21 protein-coding genes are annotated in these 19,894 nt (G+C 69.9%); 9 read left to right on the top strand and 12 right to left on the bottom strand.

All coding sequences use genetic code 11. The features are described from left to right. Positions 1-161 precede the first annotated feature (161 nt). The 3 genes from ACWFR3_RS16490 to ACWFR3_RS16480 form a co-directional block, all read right to left on the bottom strand. On the bottom strand, positions 162-1,772 hold the full coding sequence (locus ACWFR3_RS16490) for an FAD-dependent oxidoreductase (protein ID WP_453735252.1): 1,611 nt from the start codon (positions 1,770-1,772) through the stop codon (positions 162-164). Positions 1,773-1,873: 101 nt separating this feature from the next. Then, positions 1,874-2,986: a LacI family DNA-binding transcriptional regulator gene (locus tag ACWFR3_RS16485; protein WP_453735251.1), complete on the bottom strand. Its 1,113-nt coding sequence runs from the start codon at positions 2,984-2,986 to the stop codon at positions 1,874-1,876. A 73-nt stretch (positions 2,987-3,059) separates the two neighbouring features. Further along, positions 3,060-3,392: a putative quinol monooxygenase gene (locus ACWFR3_RS16480; protein WP_453735250.1), complete on the bottom strand. Its 333-nt coding sequence runs from the start codon at positions 3,390-3,392 to the stop codon at positions 3,060-3,062. Between the two features lie 118 nt (positions 3,393-3,510). Here ACWFR3_RS16480 and ACWFR3_RS16475 point away from each other — a divergent pair, with 118 nt between their 5' ends. Together ACWFR3_RS16475 and ACWFR3_RS16470 are read left to right on the top strand one after the other, a co-directional pair. After that, on the top strand, positions 3,511-3,828 hold the full coding sequence (locus ACWFR3_RS16475) for an ArsR/SmtB family transcription factor (protein WP_453735249.1): 318 nt from the start codon (positions 3,511-3,513) through the stop codon (positions 3,826-3,828). Between the two features lie 89 nt (positions 3,829-3,917). Next, positions 3,918-4,499, top strand: coding sequence for a GNAT family N-acetyltransferase (locus ACWFR3_RS16470; protein WP_453735248.1), 582 nt, complete (start codon positions 3,918-3,920; stop codon positions 4,497-4,499). 319 nt (positions 4,500-4,818) lie between these two features. Here ACWFR3_RS16470 and ACWFR3_RS16465 read toward each other — a convergent pair whose 3' ends face one another. After that, positions 4,819-6,087, bottom strand: coding sequence for an aminotransferase (locus ACWFR3_RS16465; RefSeq protein WP_453735247.1), 1,269 nt, complete (start codon positions 6,085-6,087; stop codon positions 4,819-4,821). A 460-nt stretch (positions 6,088-6,547) separates the two neighbouring features. Beyond that, the gene (locus tag ACWFR3_RS16460; RefSeq protein ID WP_453735246.1) at positions 6,548-6,919 is read right to left on the bottom strand and encodes a cupin domain-containing protein; all 372 of its coding nucleotides are present in this window, start codon (positions 6,917-6,919) and stop codon (positions 6,548-6,550) included. A gap of 119 nt (positions 6,920-7,038) precedes the next feature. Between ACWFR3_RS16460 and ACWFR3_RS16455 the strand changes: the two genes are divergently transcribed. Continuing rightward, positions 7,039-7,848: an AraC family transcriptional regulator gene (locus ACWFR3_RS16455; protein ID WP_453735245.1), complete on the top strand. Its 810-nt coding sequence runs from the start codon at positions 7,039-7,041 to the stop codon at positions 7,846-7,848. 19 nt (positions 7,849-7,867) lie between these two features. Here the strand turns inward: ACWFR3_RS16455 and ACWFR3_RS16450 are convergent, their stop codons facing one another. Next, on the bottom strand, positions 7,868-8,239 hold the full coding sequence (locus ACWFR3_RS16450) for a hypothetical protein (RefSeq protein WP_453735244.1): 372 nt from the start codon (positions 8,237-8,239) through the stop codon (positions 7,868-7,870). A gap of 91 nt (positions 8,240-8,330) precedes the next feature. Between ACWFR3_RS16450 and ACWFR3_RS16445 the strand changes: the two genes are divergently transcribed. Both ACWFR3_RS16445 and ACWFR3_RS16440 read left to right on the top strand, forming a co-directional pair. Next, the gene (locus ACWFR3_RS16445; protein WP_453735243.1) at positions 8,331-8,735 is read left to right on the top strand and encodes a hypothetical protein; all 405 of its coding nucleotides are present in this window, start codon (positions 8,331-8,333) and stop codon (positions 8,733-8,735) included. 131 nt (positions 8,736-8,866) lie between these two features. After that, complete coding sequence (locus tag ACWFR3_RS16440) at positions 8,867-9,397, top strand: DoxX family protein (protein ID WP_453735297.1); 531 nt, start codon at positions 8,867-8,869, stop codon at positions 9,395-9,397. Positions 9,398-9,541: 144 nt separating this feature from the next. Here ACWFR3_RS16440 and ACWFR3_RS16435 read toward each other — a convergent pair whose 3' ends face one another. Then, on the bottom strand, positions 9,542-9,706 hold the full coding sequence (locus tag ACWFR3_RS16435) for a hypothetical protein (RefSeq protein ID WP_453735242.1): 165 nt from the start codon (positions 9,704-9,706) through the stop codon (positions 9,542-9,544). Between the two features lie 159 nt (positions 9,707-9,865). Here ACWFR3_RS16435 and ACWFR3_RS16430 point away from each other — a divergent pair, with 159 nt between their 5' ends. Continuing rightward, positions 9,866-10,324: an RDD family protein gene (locus tag ACWFR3_RS16430; protein WP_453735241.1), complete on the top strand. Its 459-nt coding sequence runs from the start codon at positions 9,866-9,868 to the stop codon at positions 10,322-10,324. 58 nt (positions 10,325-10,382) lie between these two features. Next, positions 10,383-11,624, top strand: a complete 1,242-nt coding sequence (locus ACWFR3_RS16425) for a hypothetical protein (RefSeq protein ID WP_453735240.1) — start codon at positions 10,383-10,385, stop codon at positions 11,622-11,624. Positions 11,625-11,699: 75 nt separating this feature from the next. Here the strand turns inward: ACWFR3_RS16425 and ACWFR3_RS16420 are convergent, their stop codons facing one another. Next, entirely contained in the window at positions 11,700-13,361 is a 1,662-nt protein-coding gene (locus tag ACWFR3_RS16420; RefSeq protein ID WP_453735239.1) for an ABC-F family ATP-binding cassette domain-containing protein, read from the bottom strand. A gap of 314 nt (positions 13,362-13,675) precedes the next feature. Beyond that, the gene (locus ACWFR3_RS16415; RefSeq protein WP_453735238.1) at positions 13,676-14,845 is read right to left on the bottom strand and encodes a damage-control phosphatase ARMT1 family protein; all 1,170 of its coding nucleotides are present in this window, start codon (positions 14,843-14,845) and stop codon (positions 13,676-13,678) included. Between the two features lie 90 nt (positions 14,846-14,935). Between ACWFR3_RS16415 and ACWFR3_RS16410 the strand changes: the two genes are divergently transcribed. Then, positions 14,936-16,993, top strand: a complete 2,058-nt coding sequence (locus ACWFR3_RS16410; protein ID WP_453735237.1) for a phosphocholine-specific phospholipase C — start codon at positions 14,936-14,938, stop codon at positions 16,991-16,993. Positions 16,994-16,998: 5 nt separating this feature from the next. Here ACWFR3_RS16410 and ACWFR3_RS16405 read toward each other — a convergent pair whose 3' ends face one another. Beyond that, the gene (locus ACWFR3_RS16405; RefSeq protein ID WP_453735236.1) at positions 16,999-17,619 is read right to left on the bottom strand and encodes a helix-turn-helix domain-containing protein; all 621 of its coding nucleotides are present in this window, start codon (positions 17,617-17,619) and stop codon (positions 16,999-17,001) included. 83 nt (positions 17,620-17,702) lie between these two features. Here ACWFR3_RS16405 and ACWFR3_RS16400 point away from each other — a divergent pair, with 83 nt between their 5' ends. Further along, positions 17,703-18,389 (top strand): class I SAM-dependent methyltransferase, encoded by a 687-nt coding sequence (locus ACWFR3_RS16400; protein ID WP_453735235.1) that lies wholly within the window; start codon positions 17,703-17,705, stop codon positions 18,387-18,389. Between the two features lie 25 nt (positions 18,390-18,414). Here the strand turns inward: ACWFR3_RS16400 and ACWFR3_RS16395 are convergent, their stop codons facing one another. Together ACWFR3_RS16395 and ACWFR3_RS16390 are read right to left on the bottom strand one after the other, a co-directional pair. Continuing rightward, positions 18,415-18,834 (bottom strand): ATP-binding protein, encoded by a 420-nt coding sequence (locus ACWFR3_RS16395; protein ID WP_453735234.1) that lies wholly within the window; start codon positions 18,832-18,834, stop codon positions 18,415-18,417. Further along, positions 18,834-19,712, bottom strand: coding sequence for an MEDS domain-containing protein (locus ACWFR3_RS16390; protein ID WP_453735233.1), 879 nt, complete (start codon positions 19,710-19,712; stop codon positions 18,834-18,836). The genes ACWFR3_RS16395 and ACWFR3_RS16390 overlap by 1 nt, the downstream gene beginning before the upstream one ends. Between the last annotated feature and the right edge of the window lie 182 nt (positions 19,713-19,894).

Here is a 19,894-nt window from a genome sequence, read left to right as displayed (position 1 = left end):
TTTTAATCCACCCCCCCACCCCCTTTTTAACCACGAAATTTTTGTGGGCCCCGGACTTTTTTTTAAACCCCACCCTCCTTGGGGGGTTTTGGGGGGGGGGGGGGGGGCGGGGGGGCACAGGTGGAGCTGTCCCACCCGGCACTTTTGAGAACCGTCGGTTCTCAGTAGCCGCGTACGTCGGGCCAGTGGCGCTGCACTCCGTCTCGGTCGAGCAGCCGGGCGAATTCGTCGAACCGCTTGTCCTCGGCCTGGACCTGGTGAGGTTCGACGCCTTCGGACACGCAGTGCGCGGCCAGGGCGCCGGCGACCTCGCCGATGTTCCACTCCACGGGGTGGAGGCGGTAGCAGCCGTTGGTGATGTGGGTGGTGCCGATGTTCTTGCCCGCGGGCAGGAGATTGCGGACCCGGCGGGGCACCAGGGCGCCGAGCGGTATCTCGAACGGCACGGAGCCGATGTCGATGTAGTTGTCGCCGCCGGTGGAGGGGTGCAGGTCGATGCGGTAGTTGCCGACGCCCACCGAGTCCCGGTAGGCGGTCCGCCCGTAGGGGCCGACGACGTCGATGGCGACGTCCTGCTCGGTGACGGTGGTGACCGCCTTGATGCGCCGCGACTCCCGCACATAGGGGGCCTTGGCCAGACCGTCCGCCGTGCCGGTGATGTCGGGGCGAAGGCGCAGACCGGGGAATCCGGTGCCGCCGTCCTCGCGGGGTGCCTCGGTCTGGAGCCAGTACAGGACCGAGAGCGAGAGCTGGCGCGCCTCCGCGAGCGCCTGCGCCGAGGTCTCCTCGCCGCCTCCGATAAGCGGCTTCAACCAGTAGTCGTTGAGCGGCCAGTTGACCAGCGTGATGTCGGAGTCGAAGGCGCCCGGACGGTGCAGCTTGCGGGCGAGGATGCGGCGGAAGCCCCACAGTTCCTTGTCGCCCGCGTCGGCGCTCTGGTCGGCGTTGACGGCGAGCGGGTCGATCTCCGGGTTCGGCACGAACGTACGCGGGACGGCTTCGAGCGAACGCGGGTCCGGTGCGAGGAAGCCGAGGAGCTGGCCCGGCCAGAAGTCGGGCTGGTAGGAGCGCCAGAAGTCGTAGTCGACGGGGCGCTCGATGACGTGGTTCTCGCCCTGGTGGTGGGAGAGCGCGAAGCAGACGGTGATGCCCTGCTGGTTGAGGGGCTGTGCTTCCTCGGGTGCGTGCGGCTCGCCGAACTCGGCGCGCGACTCGGCGCCGATGGCGTGCTCGACGCCGCCGAGTTCGAGGAGCTCACCGGTCTCGGTGGCGTCGATGACGTACCGGGCGTGGAGCGTGGTGCGCTCGCCGTCGCGCAGGTTCTCCAGGGTCACCGAGGTGATGACATCGTTGTCCGACTTGGCGGCAACGGACCGGTGCTCGGTCAGGAGCGTCAGCCGCCCCGACGCGAGATGCGGCGCGAGCATGCCTTCCATGACGGCCAGGGCGACGCGGGGCTCGTGGCAGAGCTTGCTGACCCGCCCGGCGCCCGGATTGAGGTTGGTCAGGGACGAGGCCTCCGACCGGAGCGGATACCACTGGCGGTAGTAGTCCCTGATCGACTCGCGCAGCTTGCGGTACGAGGCGGTCGTGCCGAACTGCTCCACCCAGGGGTGCTCGTCCGGCGGAACGGCCTGGGAGGTGAGCTGCCCACCGATCCAGTCCGTCTCCTCGGTGAGGACGACGGTCCGGCCGGCCCGGCAGGCGGCGAGCGCGGCGGCCACGCCGCCCAGGCCGCCGCCGACGATGAGGATGTCCGGTTCAGGGATCACGGTTCTCCTAGTGCAGTGCTGCTGTGTGCTGCTGTGTTGCCGTACGTGGTCGTGCCGCGGGAGTCCGGCGCGTGGCGGGGCGCGGCTGCTCACCACCGCCGTCATGCGCCGTCCGGAAGCTTCTTCGGCGGCGGTCCCGTGCTGGCGCCGGGCCGGAAGGTGCAGGCCACCAGCGGGGCGGCGGCGTCCTCGCCCGCGACGAGGGTGGCGAGCAGGCGTACGGCCGCCGCGCCCAACTGCGCGCGGGGGATGTCGAATCCCGTGGGGAGCGGCGCGTCCGCGAGGTCGGGCGGCGGGCTGCCGAGGACGGCGAGGGAGATGTCGCCGGGGCAGTCCAGGCCGGCCTCGCGGGCAGCCGTGCTCAGTGCCCGCCAGGCCGCGCCGCTGTCGGTCTCCTCGGCCACGAACGCGGTGACGCCCTCCGCGGCCCACTGCCGCAGCCGCTCCGGGCCGAGCGCGCGCTCCGGATCGGCGCGGCGGAACACGGCGTCGTCCCCGCCGGGCAGCCCCGCGGCCTTCAGTCCCTCCAGGAAACCTTGTTCACGGTCGGTGGAGGCGGGCGCGTCGTCGTCTTCGCGTACGAGGACGATGCGACGGTGCCCGAGGGCGGCGAGTTGCCGGACGACTTCGCGGCTGGCGCTCACGTAGTCGGCGCCGACCCAGGCAAGACCCTCCGGTTCGTCCCTGCGGCCGAGGTGGACCACGGGGAACCCGTCGTCGACGAGCCTGCGCAGTTCGTCCACCGGTGCGTGACGGCCCAGGAAGAGACAGCCGTCGGCGAGCCGCGCCCTGTTGAGCGCGTGCGGCCCGCCGGCCCCCGCACCGCCTCTGCTCGACCCGGTGAAGAGCACCAGGTCGTAGCCCTGCGCGGCGGCTTCCTGCTCCACGCCCACCAGGAACGGGTAGTACGAGTGCTGCACGTCCGTGGGGAAGGTCGCCGTAAAGCTGAACACTCCAAGGAGGCCATTGCGCGCCGCCGCGAGGCGCCGGGCGGCCGGGTCGGGTACATAGCCGAGGCCGGCGGCCGCGTCGAGCACCTTCTGCCGGGTCTCGTCCGAGATGGCGACGCCCTGCTTCTTGCCCGCGAGCACCAGCGAGACCGTGGCCTGCGACACCCCCGCGAGCCGGGCGACCTCGGCCTGACGCGGCCGCCCGGTGCGCCCTGCCGAGGCGGGCGCCCGGCCTCGTCCGGCGCGCTTCTTGGGTTCGTCCACCGCTGCCCCTCCGTCGTTAATGCGTATTAGTTATGCGCATTAACGAGTACTGTGCGGGGCCCGGGAGTACCGGTCAAGAGTTGGGACGAACTTTCTCGGCGGGCGGGTAGGGACTGTGCATGGTCAGAAAACGGATGTCGAGGTCGGACTCCAGGTACTCCATCCGCCGCTCCCAGAATGCGCGCATGTGCGGGAGGGCGAGGTGGGCGTCGAGATCGGCCCTGGAGCGCCAGGCCTCGTAGAAGACGAAGACGCCGGGCTCGTCCTGGTCCTCGTGGAAGTGATACTCCAGGCAGCCGGATTCGCGCCGCGTCGGCTCGACGAACGAGAGCAGGAGCTCTTGCAGTTCGGCGGCGCGCTCGGGCTTGGGGCGTGCGGTGCCGACGAGTGTGAACGGCTGGGACATGAAGGTCTGCTCCTCGCGATGACGGATCCATAGGTACGACGAAACTCATACCTATGGATCGGGACGGTAGCGATCAGAGAGGTACGATGCAAGCCATACCTACAGGGAGGCGTCCGACATGCCCGATGACGAGGGCCACCCGACCGTCGGGGAGATACAACTCGGACCGGTGCTCGCCGCACTGGCGGATCCGCTGCGCCGCCGCGTGGTGCGCGAGCTGGCTGCCGCGGCCGACGGCACCGCGCGCACATGCAGCTCCTTCGCACTGCCGGTCTCCAAGGCGACCGTCACACACCACTTCCGCGCACTGCGCGAGGCCGGTCTCATCCAGCAGGTCTCCCGCGGCAACAGCCGGATGGCCACGTTGCGCCGGGCGGATCTGGAGCAGCGTTTTCCCGGACTCCTGGAGATTGTGGCGGCCGAACCGGAGGAGTGAGGCGTATGCGGATCGCGCCGCATCGCACCGCGGGGACCTGGGAAAATACCGCAGCGCCCCGCAACATCGGTCCCGTAGGGTGCGGCAGCATGAACCAGCTTCCCCGCCCCGCCGCCCGCCCGATACGTGCCCACGAGTGGCCCGAGGTGAAGAACCTGCGGCTCATGGCGCTGCAGGATCCGGCAGCCCCGATCGCCTTTCTCGACACGTACGAGCAGGCCGCCGCGCAGCCGGACTCCTTCTGGCAGGAGCGGGCCGAGGGGGCGTCCGGCGGAACGCGGGTGCGCCAATTCGTGACCGAGGACCGGGCCGGGGCCTGGAGCGGCACGGTAACCGTGCTCGTCGAGGACGCGGGCAGCGACGACGTGTTCGGCGGAACCGTACAGGAGCGCCAGGCACATCTCGTCGGCGTCTTCGTCCGCCCCGAGCACCGCGGAAGCGGCGCGATCGACGCGCTCTTCGAAGCGGCCGTCGAATGGGCGTGGTCGGTGGCGGAGGTGGCACGGGTGCGCCTGTACGTCCACGAGGACAATGCGCGGGCCGAGGGCTTCTACCGACGGTACGGCTTCGTGCGCTCGGGTAAAACCGCCCCCATGAAGGGCGATCCCTCGAAGGTGGAGCGCGAGATGGTGCTCGCCGAACCCGGGGATCGGTCCGGCTCCGCCGGCTGACCCCGGGCGCGTCACGTCTCGATCACCCATGCGGTCCCCTCACCTCACCGCATCCCTTCCTCACAACCCCCGTTGCGCAGCCCTTGAGATCGACCGGCCGCACAACGACAACTGGCGGGAGGGCATGTGACGACTGGTCAGGTCGTTGCTGTGAGCCGCGATGAGGCGTCCTCGTTCAGCAAGCCTCATCGCGATTCCGTCATGCTGCTCTGAGCAGGAACCACGCATGAACGGAGGAGGGGCGCCGCCCGCGCCGGCGATCGGTGATCGCGGCGGGCAGCGCCCCTCCCCCTGTCACCCCGGTACCGGGGCGTCGGACCTAGGCGGCGCTCTGCTCGTAGCCCACCAGCCGCACGCAGGTGGTGAGACCCTGCATGGCCTGCTCGAGTTCGGTGAGACTCGGGTAGCTGGGCGCGATACGGATGGTGGCGTCGCGCGGGTCGTCGCCGTACGGGTGGGTCGCGCCGGCCGGGGTCAGCACGATGCCCGCCTCGGCGGCACGGCGTACGACCTCCTTGGCGCAGCCCTCGGTCACTTCGAGAGTGACGAAGTAGCCGCCCTTGGGGTCGGTCCACCGGGCGAGACCGGTGCCGCCGAGCTCCGCCTCCAGGATCCGGGCCACCGCCTCGAACTTCGGCTGGAGCAGGGCGCGCTGGCGCTCCATGTGGGCCCGCACACCCTCGGCGTCCCGCAGGAACATCACGTGCCGCAGCTGGTTGATCTTGTCGGGGCCGATCGACCGCTTGGCGTTGTTGGCGAGCAGCCACTTCAGGTTCGCGGGCGAAGAGCCGAAGAAGGCGACGCCCGCGCCCGCCGCGGTGATCTTCGAGGTGGAGCCGAAGACGAAGACGCGGTCCGCGTTCCCCGCGTCCGCGCAGGCGGCGAGGAGGTCGGCGATCTCGACGGGCTCGTCGGTGAGGTGGTGGGCGGCGTACGCGTTGTCCCAGAAGATACGGAAATCGGGAGCGGCGGTCTGCATCGAGGCAAGGCGGGCCACGGTCTCATCGCTGTAGGAGACACCGTCGGGGTTGCTGTACTTCGGGACGCACCAGATGCCCTTGATCTTCGGGTTCTCGGCGACGAGCCGCTCCACGGCGTCCATGTCCGGGCCCCCGGCCGTCATCGGCACCGGGATCATGTCGATGCCGAACCGCTGACAGAGACCGAAATGCCGGTCGTATCCCGGAGTGGGGCACAGGAAGGCGATCCGCTCCTGGTCCACCCAGCGGGACTCGCCACCCGGCACCACGCTCAGCAGGGCGTGCACGATGCAGTCGTGCATCAGCTCGAGGCTGGAGTTGCCGAGCGCGAGGAGCTGCTCGGCCGGCACCTGGAGGACGTCCGCGAAGATCTCGCGCAGCTCCACCAGACCCTGCAGGCCGCCGTAATTGCGTACGTCCGTGCCGTCGGCGGAGGTGTGCCGACCGCCCGGCAGGCTCAGCAGCTCCTCGGAGAGGTCCAGCTGCTCCGGCGCCGGCTTGCCGCGCGTGAGGTCGAGCGAGAGCCCGCGTCCTGCGAGGTCCTGGTAGTCCTGGCGGGCCCGCTCAAGGAGCCCGGTCAGGGAGTCGGGGCTCAGCTCGGTGGTCATGATGTGTCTGTCCTTACGTTGTCGGCGCTGCCGGGGCCGGTGGGCAGCCTCGGCCGGCGACCAGGGCATCGGCACTGCCTGCCGAGGATACAAAGCGATGACCTGCCCATGTCCCGGCAGGTGGCGCTCGTCACGCCGGGCCCATCACGCTCCGAGGGCGGAGACCACCCAGAGGATCAAGCCCAGCGGCACAAGGACGGCCACCGCGCCGAGCGCGATCCCGGCCCGCGCCCGGCGTCGGTCGGCTGCCCCGTCGCCCCGCATTCCAAACAGGTAGCTGACGCCGCAGACGATCGCGCAGATCCCCGAGGGCCGGCGTGGCCGAAGGCCAGGCGGCGCTCGGCGGACTCCGCGTGGGGGCGGCTACTCATATCGGGGTGAGTAGCCGCAGTGCGTCCGGGGAGGGGCGGTCCAGCATGTGGACAGCATCACGCGGAGCCCGCCGTCCGGCGGCGCGTCCCTACGAGACGAGCTCGGTCGCCTTGGTCATCGGCCCTCCGGCGTCACCCGTGTTCATCGTCCCCGCGGGCTCGAAGAGCAGGATGGCGGTCTCCTCGTGCGCCACCGGGCAGTGTTCGACCCCGCGGGGGACGACGAACAGCTCGCCGGGAGCCAGGACCACGTCGCCGTCCCTGAGCTGAATGGTCAGCCGCCCGCTGATCACCAGGAACAGTTCGTCGGTGTCCTCGTGGCTGTGCCAGACGAACTCCCCGTGCAGCTTGGCCAGCTTGACCTCGTAGTCGTTGAGGACGGCCACCGTCTTCTGCGACCACAACTCGCTGAACTCCGCGAGTCTCCCGGCGATGTTGACGGGAACGGACTTCTTCGACATGCGGCATCCTTCCTCATGGCCGGCAGCCCGAAGCCCTCCTGCCTTCCCGGGCCCTTGCTGTCCGGCTGATGCCATGAGCCTGCCGCTCGCGGAGCCCGCCGGTCTTGTACGTTCCTGGCATGCAGGAAGAGCGCCCCCGTACGTCCGTCACCGCCTGGCGCCCCTCGGTGCCGGGCATCGCGGAGGTCTTCCACGCGCACTTCACCGACCACGCGTACCCGGCGCACACCCATGACACATGGGACCTGATGATCCTCGACGACGGAGCGGTCGACTTCGCACTCGACCGCCGCCGCCACGACGCGACCGGCACCGCCCATGTGCTTCTGCTGCCGCCGGGCGTACCGCACGACGGACGGACCGTCACCGCTGCGGGCTTCCGGAAGCGCGTGCTCTACCTCGATGACTCCGTGCTTCCCCTGCGCCTGGTCGGCAGCGCGGTGGACGGGCCGATTCTCGACGACGCCTTGCTGCGCCACCGGATACACCAACTGCACGCTTCCCTCGGCCACCCGGGAGACGAGTTCGAAGCCGAGTCTCGCCTGTCCTTCGTCCGTGAGCGGCTCCACGTCCACCTCGACGCGCTGCGGCCCCGCACACCGGGCCGCGAGGCCAACCGTCTCGCGGTCAGGCTGCGTGAACTCCTTGACTCGCGGACCTCGGCCGGTCTCTCGCTGCACCAGGCCGCCGCCGCACTGCACGCACACCCCACCCACCTGATCCGCTGCTTCAGGCAGACCTACGGCCTCCCGCCGCACACCTACCTCACCGGCAGGCGCATCGAGCGCGCACGACATCTCCTGCTCGAAGGCCGGCGCCCCGCCGAGGTCGCGACCGCCGTGGGGTTTCACGACCAGGCCCATCTGAACCGGCACTTCACACGCCATGTGGGCACCACGCCCGGACGCTATGGGCGGGTCGGGGGCTGACCTCCCGCAGGCCTTGGCCTCAACTCGCCGCCCGGAAGCGCCGGAGCAGTTCGAGGGCGGCAGGGCTCTGCGAGGCGAAGCCCTGGAGTCCTTCCTGCTCGGCGGGAACACCCGGGCCCCACAGCCGGGCTCCGTGGCACCGGAAGCAGAAGGCTATGCGGTACAGCAGCCCCGTGGAACTATGGGCCCTGATCCCCCAGCCCGGGAAGAAGCAGCGGTGCAGTTCGTCGTCGGGGATCGAGGACATCAGAGCCAGCGCCTGGCCAACCTCATCGGCCGTCCACAGCGCGACGTCTTCGCCCACCAGATCGGCGGCCGCCATGTTCGCCACGGAGTCGGTGAGGCGGACGACCTCGATCAGCTCGATGTTCTCTTGGGACGGCAGCAGCATGTGCCCAGCATCCAGCATTGCGCACGCGCCAGTCCGTCAACTGCCGCCCCTCCTGTGCTCACCGCCCACACTGGCCTACCATCAGTCGGAGATGGCCACACGGGAGATGCGAACCCAGGGCAGTGCGGTGTGCACGGCCCTGCTTGCCATGGCCTTTCTCTTTCTCGTTGCCCTGCTCGGCATCGACGGGCCGTCGGGCACGGCCGTCGCCTCGGTCACCGAGGACCGCGGCGCGACCGCCGTCGCCTTCGGCCCGTACGCGGACAGCCGGGACAGCGGCTCCGACCGGGTGCGCGACGGAGGCCGCGGCTGTCACGAGGGCGAGAGCACGACCCCCCGCGAGGCGTTGCCCGCTCCGGAGCGGACCAGCGCGCCCGCCTTCGACGCGGCGCCCGTGTCGTACGAACCCCGGCACGACGCCCCCGTGCTGCCCGGAGCCTCTCCCCCGGACGCGACGTCCGTAGACCTCTACAGAACCCGGGTCATCAGAACGTAGACGGGATCTCTCCACCCGCACCCCACCGACCCGACCGGTCGGCAGCACCGCATCACCTTCAGCGATGGCATCAGCCAACAGGAGAGATCAGCATGCCCTTTTCCGCTTCCACCAGTTCCGCCGGCACACACATGACCGCTCCGGGCGGCCCCGGCTCCCCGCTCGCCTCCTCGCGGTCCGGCATCGACATCGGGCTCCTGCTGCTGCGCTGCGCGGTCGGCCTGACCATGGCCGTGCACGGCACCCAGAAGCTCTTCGGCTGGTTCAACGGCGCCGGCCTCGACGGCACCGCGGGATTCTTCGCGAGCGACGGCTACTCCGCCCCGAAGACCATGGCCACCGTCGCCGGCCTGACCGAGACGTTCGGCGGCCTGGGCCTGGCCATCGGCCTGTTCACCCCGCTCGCCGGGGCGGGGATCGTCGGGATCATGCTCAATGCCATCTCCATGAAGTGGGGCAGCGGCTTCTTCAACCCCTCCGGCATCGAGTACGACCTGGTCCTGCTCACAGCAGGCGTGAGCCTGGCGCTTGCCGGCCCCGGCAGGCTCGCCGTTGACCACTTCCTGCCCGTCCCGCGCACCCACCGGCTCTCCCACGGCGTCGCCGCCGTGGCACTCGGCGCCGTCTCGGCCGCCGTCGTCCTGGTGGCCCTGCACGACTGACGGCACCGAGCCGCACAGCCCCGCGTCTCGCGCCGGGCCGGGTCCGCTCAACGGGTGATCACCCTACGGAGATCACCCTCGGGCCCGTCCCGGCCGGGAGCCGGTCGCGGGCGCGCTGTCCGGCGCAAGTTACGTGGCTCGTGGTTACTGGCCGAGAGCTTCTGCGATGTCCAGGAAGAAGCCCAGGCCAAGGGTTGCGGCGACAATGAGACCCAGCACCGCCAGCGAACAGCCTGCGGTGATCGCAACCATGCCCCAGGTGCAGCCCACAGCCCGGTGATAGTCCGTGTCGTCGTCCCAATCCCCCATACCGCCCCCTCTTTTCGCCGTCACCGTATCCGCAGGCGGGTACCCCCGAGGCAGTCGGCAGGCTGCGGACAGTAGCGTGCAGCCATGGCGTCGCCGAGACCGGCCCGTCGGACAGTGGACAGTGGACAGTGGACGAGCAAGAGGCCGGAAAGTAGCGCCGTGGTCAATCAGCAGCACACCCCCGTCCGTGATATGGCCCCCTCGCAGGCGCGCAGGGTCACCGCGGCTGTCATCGACGCGCTCATCGCTCTGGCGTGCGGTCTCGCCGCCGGGGTTGCGGCCGGGGTGAAGGTGAGCGACGGGGTGGTCGAACTGCGGCCGCAGTCACCCACGGTGTGGGGCCTCGCGCTCGGCGTGGCCGCCGGAGTTTCTTGCGTCAACCATGTCCTGCTCACGCTGGCGGCCAGGGCCAGCCTCGGAAAGCTGATCACGGGGCTGCGCGTGGTCCGCGTCTCCGACGGCCGACGTCCCGGTCTTCTCCGGCTCTTCGGCCGCTGGCTGTTCGGCTTCTACTGGATGGTCCTCTTTGTTCCTCTCCATCTGGCGACGGACAGCGATGTGGAGCAACAGGACGCGGTGGGGCTGCGTATGGTGCGTCGTCGGACGATCCGGCCCTGAGGCCTGACATTCATCACCTGCTTCAGCACCACATCCCTCAGCGACGAGAGGCCTTACCTTGCGCGGCTTTGATACCTGGTCCGGCGGGCGGCGCCGGGCCATGGTCGGCGCGGGTGTCGCGCTCGTGGCCATAGCCGGATTTGCTGTCCACAACATGGCATCGGATGACGAAGGCGGGCCGCCGCACGTCGACTTCGTCCTCGGGGGCGGCGACGACATCTACGCCAAGGACGACAAGCTGGCGATCCGGGGTTCGTACGCGGCTCTCGCCGCCGCATCCGACGGGACCGTCTCCCTGTTCACGCAGGAGAACGACGGGATGGTGATGTGGCAGCGGGGGCCCTCCGGCGCCGCCGAGCGCACGACCATCACCGGTATGGACGGCGTCACGGCAGAGCAGGCCGCGGTGGCTCCCGACGGTTCCGTCTACCTCGCGGCGGAGGATCTGTGGAAGGTCACTCCCGCGGGCAAGGCGACCAAGGTCGTCAAGGGCGGCTGCGAGAAGCTCGACGCGCGGCCGGCGATCAGCAAGTTCTGCACGGGCCAGATCACGGGCGTGGCCGTCACCGACGACGGCTCCGTCTACTTCGGCGACCAGGTGGTCTGGGGCGACATTGCCTCCTACGTCCACCAGGTCGAGGGTGACTCGGTCGAGCTCGTGGCGGGGCGCCCGCCCGAGGGCCGCGAGTCCTACAAGCGGTCCAACCCCGCGGTGAAGAACGGCATTGACCCGGCGCCCGGCACCAAGGCCAAGGACGTACTGGTCACCGACGTCTTCAACTCGGGGTGGCTCGCCCCCGGCAAGGACGGCCTGTACTGGAGGACCGGGGCGGGCATCGTCCGTATCAAGGACGACGGCACCCTGAGCCCCCTGGTCGCGGCCTCCGCTCCCGGCAAGATCGCCGAGGACAAGGATCCCTTCGAGAGCACCGGCAGAGCTCTCGACGCGGAGATCCCGCGTTCGACCGTCGATCCGCACGGCGATCTGACCCTCCTTGCGGGGCGCGACGAGGTCTACTACTCCGACGGGCGTGAGGCCTACGAGCCGAGCCTGGACAGCGCCTATCGCTGGGAGGGCGCCTCATCGGCCACGCAGAAGAAGCTCCTTGAGGAGTCCTCCGGCGGCAAGCTCGTCCATCGCGTGGCCGACGGCGAACTGTCGTCCGTGATCGCGGGGGTGCAGGCCATCGCAGGCTCCGACGACGCGCTGTACGCGGCGGTGGAGGGCGAACCCGGCGGCGCCGACAGAGACCCCGAGGAGTGGAGCACGGCGGTGGTCCGTGTGGGGCTCCCCGACTGACCGGCACACCGTGCCCCTCGGAAGCGACCGCCCGTCGAGCACCCGCGACCCCTCCCATGTTCCTTCCGGCGCCGCTCAGTTCGCCTGCGGCGCCGCCAGCAGGTCGCGGACCTCTTCCGCGGTGGTCTCCTGGAGCTCTTCCCCGACGAGCACCCAGCGGGTGATGCCGACCGACTCCAGGAAGGTCAGGTCGTGGCTGGCGATCAGGAGCGCGCCCTCGTACGACTCCAGTGCGCCGGTCAGTTGGCGCACGCTGGCCAGGTCGAGGTTGTTGGTCGGTTCGTCGAGCAGCAGCAGCTGAGGGGCCGGTGCGGCCAGCATCATCGCCGCGAGCGCGGCGCGGAAGCGCTCGCCGCCGGAGAGTGTGCCGGCCGGCTGTTCGGCGCGTGCCCCCTTGAACAGGAAGCGCGCGAGCTGGGAGCGGATGTGGTTGTCGGTGAGCCCGGGTGCCAGGCGCGAGACGTTCGCCGCGACGCTCAGCGTGTCGTCGAGGACGTCCAGGCGCTGCGGCAGGAACCGCAGTGGCACGGACGTCTTGACCTCGCCGGACAGCGGAGCCAGCTCGCCGGTGAGGGTGCGCAGCAGCGTCGTCTTGCCGGCGCCGTTGCGTCCGACCAGGGCGATCCGTTCGGGTCCTTGTACGTGCAGGCTGCCTTCCTTCAACTGGCCGTACTGCGGGCGCAGTTCACTGAGCGTCAGTACCGTGCGGCCCGCGGGCACGGCGGTGTGCGGGAGGCTGACGCGGATCTCGGCGTCGTTGCGGATCGCGTCCGCGGCCTCCTCACGCCGCTCGCGCGCCTCGCTGAGCCGCTCCTCGTGCAGGCCGCGGAGTTTGTCCCCCGACTCCTGCGCGGATCGCTTCTTCTCGCCCGCGACGATGCGCGGGGCGCGCCGCTGGGCGTCCATCTTCTTGCTGTGCCGTGCGCGGCGGGCCACCTTGATCTGGGTCTCCTCCAGTTCGCGCTTCTGGCGGCGTACGTCGGCTTCGGCGGCCCGCAGCATCCGTCCGGCCGCTTCTTGTTCGGTGGCCAGGGCTTCCTCGTAGGCGGACCAGCCGCCGCCGTACCAGCTCACCGACCCGGCGCGCAGCTCGGCGATGCGGTCCACGCGCTCGAGCAGGTCGAGGTCGTGGCTGACCACGACCAGGACTCCGGAGCGCCAGGAGTCGACGGCCTCGTAGAGCCGGCGGCGCGCGAACAGATCGAGGTTGTTGGTCGGCTCGTCGAGCAGGAGGACGTCGGGGCGCTCCAGGAGCAGCGCGGCCAGGCGCAGCAGTACGGTCTCGCCGCCGGACATCTGGCCCACGGTGCGGTCGAGTTCGACGCCGCCGAGTCCGAGCGAACCCAGCATGGCCAGGGCTCTTTCCTCGACGTCCCAGTCGTCGCCGACCGTCTCGAAGTGCTGCTCGCGCACGTCCCCCGCTTCGATGGCGCGCAGCGCGTCGCGCCGCTCGGCGATGCCCAGGGCCTGGTCGACGCGCAGGGTGGTGTCGAGGGTGATGTTCTGCGGCAGGTAGGCGAGGCTGCCGCCGACGGTCACCGACCCCTTGGAGGGCCGCAGTTGACCGGCCAGGAGGCGCAACAGGGTGGACTTGCCCGTGCCGTTGGTGCCGACGAGCCCGGTGCGGCCCCGGCCGATGCTGAGGGAAAGTCCGTCGAAGACGCTTGTGCCGTCCGGCCACTGGAACGACAGGGCGGAGCAGGTCAGGGACGCGCTGGGGGTGGTGGGTACAGACATGAAGGTTCTCGCAGTCGCAGGCGCGGGCAGGGGGCGTCGTATGCGAGCACCACGCGGCGACCGGCCGGGAAAGAGAGAGGTGCGGCGGTCCTGGAGATCGGGGGACGGCTCATGCACCGAGGTCGCATCCACGCGGGGTCACGGGCGGCACCGGCGGGGCCGGCTGCGGCGTGACGGGCGTACGGCGAGGGCCGTACGGCGCGATGATCGCGAACCTCAGATGCGCAACGTCCACCTCTATCGGAGACAACAGGACGCTGGAAACGATAACCACCAAGAGAGCGAAAGGCAAAGCTTTACGTCATCGCTGCAGGTCACCGCCGTGCCTGAATCAGGGCGAGGGTGCCGCTCGTGCGCCAGCCCCGGCCGTGTTCGGCGTCAAGCGCCGCCTCGGTCCGCGCGTCGAGACCGACGATCACGTCGGACTTCAGCGTCCGCAGCGCGGCCACCGGGCCCGGGAAGTACGCGGTGCGCTCCTCGTACGGCGTGGTGGCGGGCCACAGCCGGTCGCCGACCAGGCGCCGGTAGTTCAGGTCGCCCTTCATGACGGTGACATCAGCATCGGCGAACTCCTGGCGCAGGTCGTCGGGCATGTCCGCGTACGGCAGCGGGGCGCAGGAGAAGGGGTGGCTGCGGACGGTGAGCCGGCCGTCGCCCATGGCCGCCCACAAGCGCTCACCCACCTCTGCCGCGCAGCCGCTCGCGCCGTGCAGGTGGCGCAGGCAGTCGATCACGTCGGCGGTCATGGCGTCCGAGACGTAGTACGGATAGGGCTTGACGTGCAGCACGACCCGCTCGGCGCGCTGATGGTGCAGGAGGTGGTCGACGAGGATGAGGTCGGGCAGGAGTTCTCGTCCGGCGTTGTCGGCGACCAGGCACAGCGTGGTCGCGCCGCCCTCGGGCAGCAGTGACCACAGCAGTGCGGAGTCGTCGGCGACGAGGCGGGATTCGGCGGCCCCGGTCGCGCCGCCGCCCACGGCGAACCCCAGGTCCGCGCGGTTGCCCCACAGTGAGCCAAGGAGGAGCGCCTGACGCTGCTCGTCGAAGGGCCGCCGGGCAAGACCGTCCAGCGCGGCCAGTTCCTCTGCGGCCTCCTCCGTGCGGAGTTCCGCCTGCTTGAACGGGCGGAACGGATCGATCCCCTGCCAGGGGCCGGGCTCGAAGTACCCGACGGCTGCCAGGAGTTGGCGGTAGAAGTAGCTCTCGGACCACAGGAAGGGCACGTCGAACCAGGACAGGCCGACGTATTCGCGGCCCCATGCCTCCCACAGTTCGTGGTCGTGCGCGTCGGGGTCCGGGGGTTCGATCACGCCCTCCGTGGCCTGTGTCAGCAGGGCGTCGAGGGCGCGGTGCCGGCGCGGATCGTAGGGGAAGGCGTCCCGCACCTTCTTGATGAGCGCCGGATGCCGCTCGGCGAGCACGCTCCGGGAGAAGGAGCCGGGTGCGTTGCTCAGGATGACGGGGGCGTCGACTTCTTCTGCCATGACTGAAGACTCTCACCATTTGACGGCTCAAGGGCGGTCCTGCCTAGGGTGACCGGTCCTCTATCCCCCACATTTCAGAGGTACGTCTTCATGCCCGCATTCAACCGTCGGCGCTTCCTCCAGGCAGCGGGTGGCACCGTTGGCGTCGCGGCTCTGTCCGCCAGCATCATGCGCGCCCTCGACATCCCCGCCTCCACCCGGACGGGATCGATCGACGACGTCGAGCACATCGTGGTGCTCATGCAGGAGAACCGCTCCTTCGACCACTACTTCGGCACACTGGGCGGCGTCCGGGGATTCGGTGACCCCCGCCCTCTCATGCTGGAGAGCGGAAAATCCGTATGGCATCAGTCCGGTGGCGGCAAGGAAGTCCTGCCCTACCACCCGGACGCGGACGATCTGGGAATGCAGTTCATCGCCGGGTTGAGCCATGACTGGGAAACCGGCCATCAGGCCTGGAACAAGGGCAAGTACGACGACTGGATAGCCGCCAAGACGTCCGGGACCATGGCACACCTGACCAGGGACGACATACCGTTCCACTACGCCCTGGCGGACGCCTTCACGGTCTGCGACTCCTACCACTCGTCCATCATGGGCGCGACCGACCCCAACCGCTATTACCTCTACTCCGGGCATACGGGAAATGACGGCAAGGGCGGCGGACCGGTCCTGGGCAACGAAGAAGCCGGTTACGACTGGACCACCTATCCCGAACGCCTGGAGAAGGCCGGGGTGTCGTGGAAGATCTATCAGGACATCGGCGACGGACTCACCGAGAAGGGACTGTGGGGCGTCCTGGAGGACGCCTACCGCGGAAACTACGGCGACAACTCGCTGATGTTCTTCAACAAGTTCCGCGACTCCAAGCCCGGTGACCCCCTCTACGAAAGAGCGCGCAAGGGGACGAGGGTCAAGAAGGGCGGCCATCTCCTCGATGACCTGCGCGCCGACGTCAAGGCCGGGAAACTCCCGGAGATTTCCTGGATCGCCGCCCCGGAAGCCTTTTCCGAGCACCCCAACTGGCCCGCGAATTACGGCGCTTGGTACATCTCCCAGGTCCTGGACGCGCTGACGTCCGACCCCGAGGTGTGGAGCAAGACCGCCCTGTTCATCACGTACGACGAGAACGACGGCTACTTCGACCACGTGCCGCCGCCCTACCCGCCGGCCGACTCCTCATGGGGCGCGTCCACCGTCGACAGCGACCTGGACGTCTTCCCCGGCGACGACGAATACAGCGCGGGCCCGTACGGTCTCGGCATGCGGGTTCCCACCCTCGTCGTCTCCCCGTGGTCCACCGGCGGCTACGTCTGCTCCGAGGTCTTCGACCACACCTCCGTCATCCAGTTCATGGAACGCCGCTTCGGCGTGCGCGAACCACACATCTCCCCCTGGCGCCGCGCCATCTGCGGCGACCTCACCTCCGCCTTCGACTTCAGCCTCAAGCACACCGAGCGCGCGGACCTGCCGAACACCGACGCCTACGAGCCGCCGGACCAGGAGCGGCACGACAGCTACACCCCCTCGCCGCCGGCCGCCCCCGCCCTGCCCGTGCAGGAGAAGGGCGCACGGCCCACCCGGCCCCTCCCCTACACGCCCCTGGTCACCGCGGCCGTCAAACCGGCCGACGGCACCGTCAAGCTCACCTTCACGCCGGGTGACGAGACCGGCGCCTGCTTCCTCGTCACCTCCGGCAACCGCACCGACGGACCCTGGACCTACACCGCCGCGGCCGGCAAGAAGCTCTCCGACACCTGGAGCACCGGCCCTTCCGAGGGGACGTACGACCTGAGCGTGCACGGCCCGGGCGGCTACCTGCGCACCTACGAGGGCACCGCCGCGACCGTGAGCCCGGAGGTCACCGGCCACCACGACCAGGACACCGGGCGCCTCGAACTCACCTTCACCAACCCCGCCGACACCGCCTGCCGGCTCACCGTCACCAACGCCTACGGCGGCACGAGCAGCAAGGTCACCGTCAAGGCCGGTGACCGGCAGACCCGCTGGGTCGACCTCGGCCACAGCAAGCGCTGGTACGACCTGCGCGTACGGTCCGACAGCGACACCGGCTACCGGCGCAGGCTCGCCGGACATGTGGAGACGGGCGAGCCCGGCACCAGCGACCCCGCACTGCGCACCGCCTGACCCCGCTACGCCCCGCCGCCCGCCTCGTCACCGCCCGGCCTGACCCGTACGTGCATGCGCTCGCCCTGGGCCCCGAACAGGGCGAGGAATTCCACGGGGATGTCACCGGCGTTGGCGAAGCCGTGCGGGGTGCGGGTGTCGAACTCGGCGGCTTCGCCCGCGGTGAGGACGAGATCGTGGTCGCCCAGGGCGAGCAGCAGGCGGCCGGAGAGGACGTAGAGCCACTCATAGCCCTCGTGCATGCCCTGCTCGGGGCGCGTGTCCTGCCGGGCGCCGCTCTTGGCGACCGGCATGACCTGCTTGTAGGCGTGCATTCCGCCGAGATAGCGGGTCAGCGGGACCCAGGTGTTGCCGTGGCGCAGGAAGGGCCGGGGGTGGATGCGCGGGTCGCCCGTCTGAGGCGCGCCGACCAGTTCGTCGAGCGGCACCCCGTACGCCTTGGCCAGCGGCAGCAGGAGCTTCAGGGTCGGCTCGCGCCCGCCGGCCTCAAGGCGCGAGAGCGTGCTCAGGGAGATCCCCGTCTCCTCGCTCAGCCGGGCCAGGGTGGCGCCCCGCGCCTTCCGCAGCGCGCGCAGCCGGGGGCCGACGGCGGTCAGCACGTCCGTGAGGTCGGTGTCGTCGCTCATCCCTCCATTTGCCGATGCGGCAAATATCTTTGTCAAGCCGCCGTGGGTGCGCGCAGGGTTGCCGCAGAGCAGAAGGAGCCCTCATGAGCGAGCAGACCACCGGCGCCCGGAACGTATCCGGCACCCACAACGCCCCCGCCGCCGGAACAGCCGAAGCGTTCTGGGACGAGCGCTACGACCAGAGCGACCGCCTGTGGAGCGGCGAACCCAATGCCGCACTCGTCCGCGAGACCGAGGGTCTGGCGCCGGGCAGCGCCCTGGATCTGGGCTGCGGCGAGGGCGGCGACGCGATCTGGCTCGCGCGCCAGGGCTGGCGCGTCACCGCCACCGACATCTCCCGTGTCGCCCTGGGCCGTGCGGCCGGGCACGCGGACCAGGCACGGGTCGCCGACCGCATCGACTGGCAGCACCACGATCTCGGCACGTCGCTCCCGGCCGGCAGCTACGACCTGGTGTGCGCCCAGTTCCTGCACTCCATGCACGAGATGCCGCGCGAACAGATCCTGCGGAACGCCGCGGCGGCCGTCGCGCGGGGCGGCACACTCCTGATCGTCGGCCACATGGGCTTTCCCGCCTGGGAGACCGAATCGCGTCCCGGCGTGGACTTTCCCAGCCCGCAGAAGGTCCTGGCCTCCCTCGACCTGCAGGACGGGCAGTGGGACGTACTGGTCTGCGACACCCATGAGCACTCCCTGACAGGCCCCGACGGAGCGCCCTCCACGCGGACCAACTACACCGTCAAGCTGCGACGCCGCACCCCACAGGGCTGACCGCCCGGCCGGGACACCCCGGCCCTCAGGGCAGTCGCACGGTCAGGGTCACCATGGCTCCGCCGGGACCCGCCGAGATACGGAGATCGTCGGTGAACAGGTCGGCGAGCCACAGCCCCCGGCCGCTCTCGGCACAGTCGAGTCCGGGCGCCTGTGCGGGGATGACGTCGGCGCTGAAGCCGGGGCCCAGGTCATGGATGTGACAGTTCAGATGGCTGTTGCTGCGCTGCAGGATCAGCTTGCCGCCACCGCCCGCGTGCTCGACCGCGTTGACCGCCACGGCGTCCAGGGCCACGATGAATTCGCTGCGCCGTGGCTCGGTCAGTCCTTGGTGGTCCGCGTACTGTTCGACGAGCATCCGCAGCCTTGGCAGGTCGTCCTGGTTGAAGCGTGATTCCAGCAGGGTGACGGGAAGGACCTCACGGGCCCCTGAGGCTGTCGACATCAGCGACCCACCTCATTGATCACCAGGTGGGGCACTTGGTTCGCCCCCGCTCGGCGGAGTATGCGGGCCGGTGTCGGTGGACAGTCGACTCTGACCGGGCGGTGCGGATGGTCGAGAACCAGCCGCAGCAGATCCACCGCGCAGGCGGCGCCGAGGAAGACGAGGCCGGAGAGATCCACCGTCAGCGACCGGGAGTCCTCGCTGCGCCTGAGTGCGTGGCGCAGTGCGCCGATGAACTGCTCCCGGGTGGCGAGGTCCGCCTCACCGGCCACCTGCAGCATGCCGTCCGCGTATTCCACGTGCAGAGCACCCAGGTGGGGCAGCAGGCGGCAGGGGTGCGCCTCGTGCATCGCGGTCAGGACATCCGGGTCGAACCAGCGGCTGTCGTAGGCGCAGATCTCGGTGTACGGGCGGTCGGTGAACAGATGCTGGGCGTGGGACTCACGGTGCATCATCACCTTGACATCGGCGCCCAAGTGCCCCACCCAGTGCATGTCGATATAGGTGCGCAGCCCGCTGTAGCCCTCGTCCACGGCCTTGTCGGTCTCCTGCTCGATGCGCTCCCACTGCCGGTGCGGGGTGAACGCTTGCTGCGGCTGGATGAGGGCGCGCATGCTGCTGAGCACCAGCTGCCCGCTCCTGCGGGCGGCCCCCAGCAGGGCTCCCGGCGCGTCAAGGCGGTTCCACACCTGTTCGTCCCGCATGTGCGGAGCGGCGAAGACCATCACCTTCTCGCGCTTCACGAGCCCCGCCCACGCGAAGGCGGAGACTACGTCGCGTCCCGCGTCGTCGTCGGCGTAACTGACGAAGGCATGGTCACCCGCACGGAGGTGCTGAACCGGGATCGTACCGACCGACGCCGAGTCGGCTACCGCCATCTCTCACCTCCGGAGCCGAGAGGCCCGACAGGAACAAGTGCGGGGCAAACGTTAACGGTCTGTACCTCACGGTCGCCCGCCCCCACGGATAGTGACCGTTGACTGACCTCACGGCCCCTCTCAATGATCGGGAGTGCGTGAAGATGCCCCGTTCCGCGCTGGATCCGTTCGGCAAGCAGGCT

This window comes from Streptomyces sp. NPDC055189 (assembly GCF_053606765.1).
Note: the sequence above shows the minus strand (reverse complement) of the source record. Positions and strands in the feature narration are given on the sequence as shown.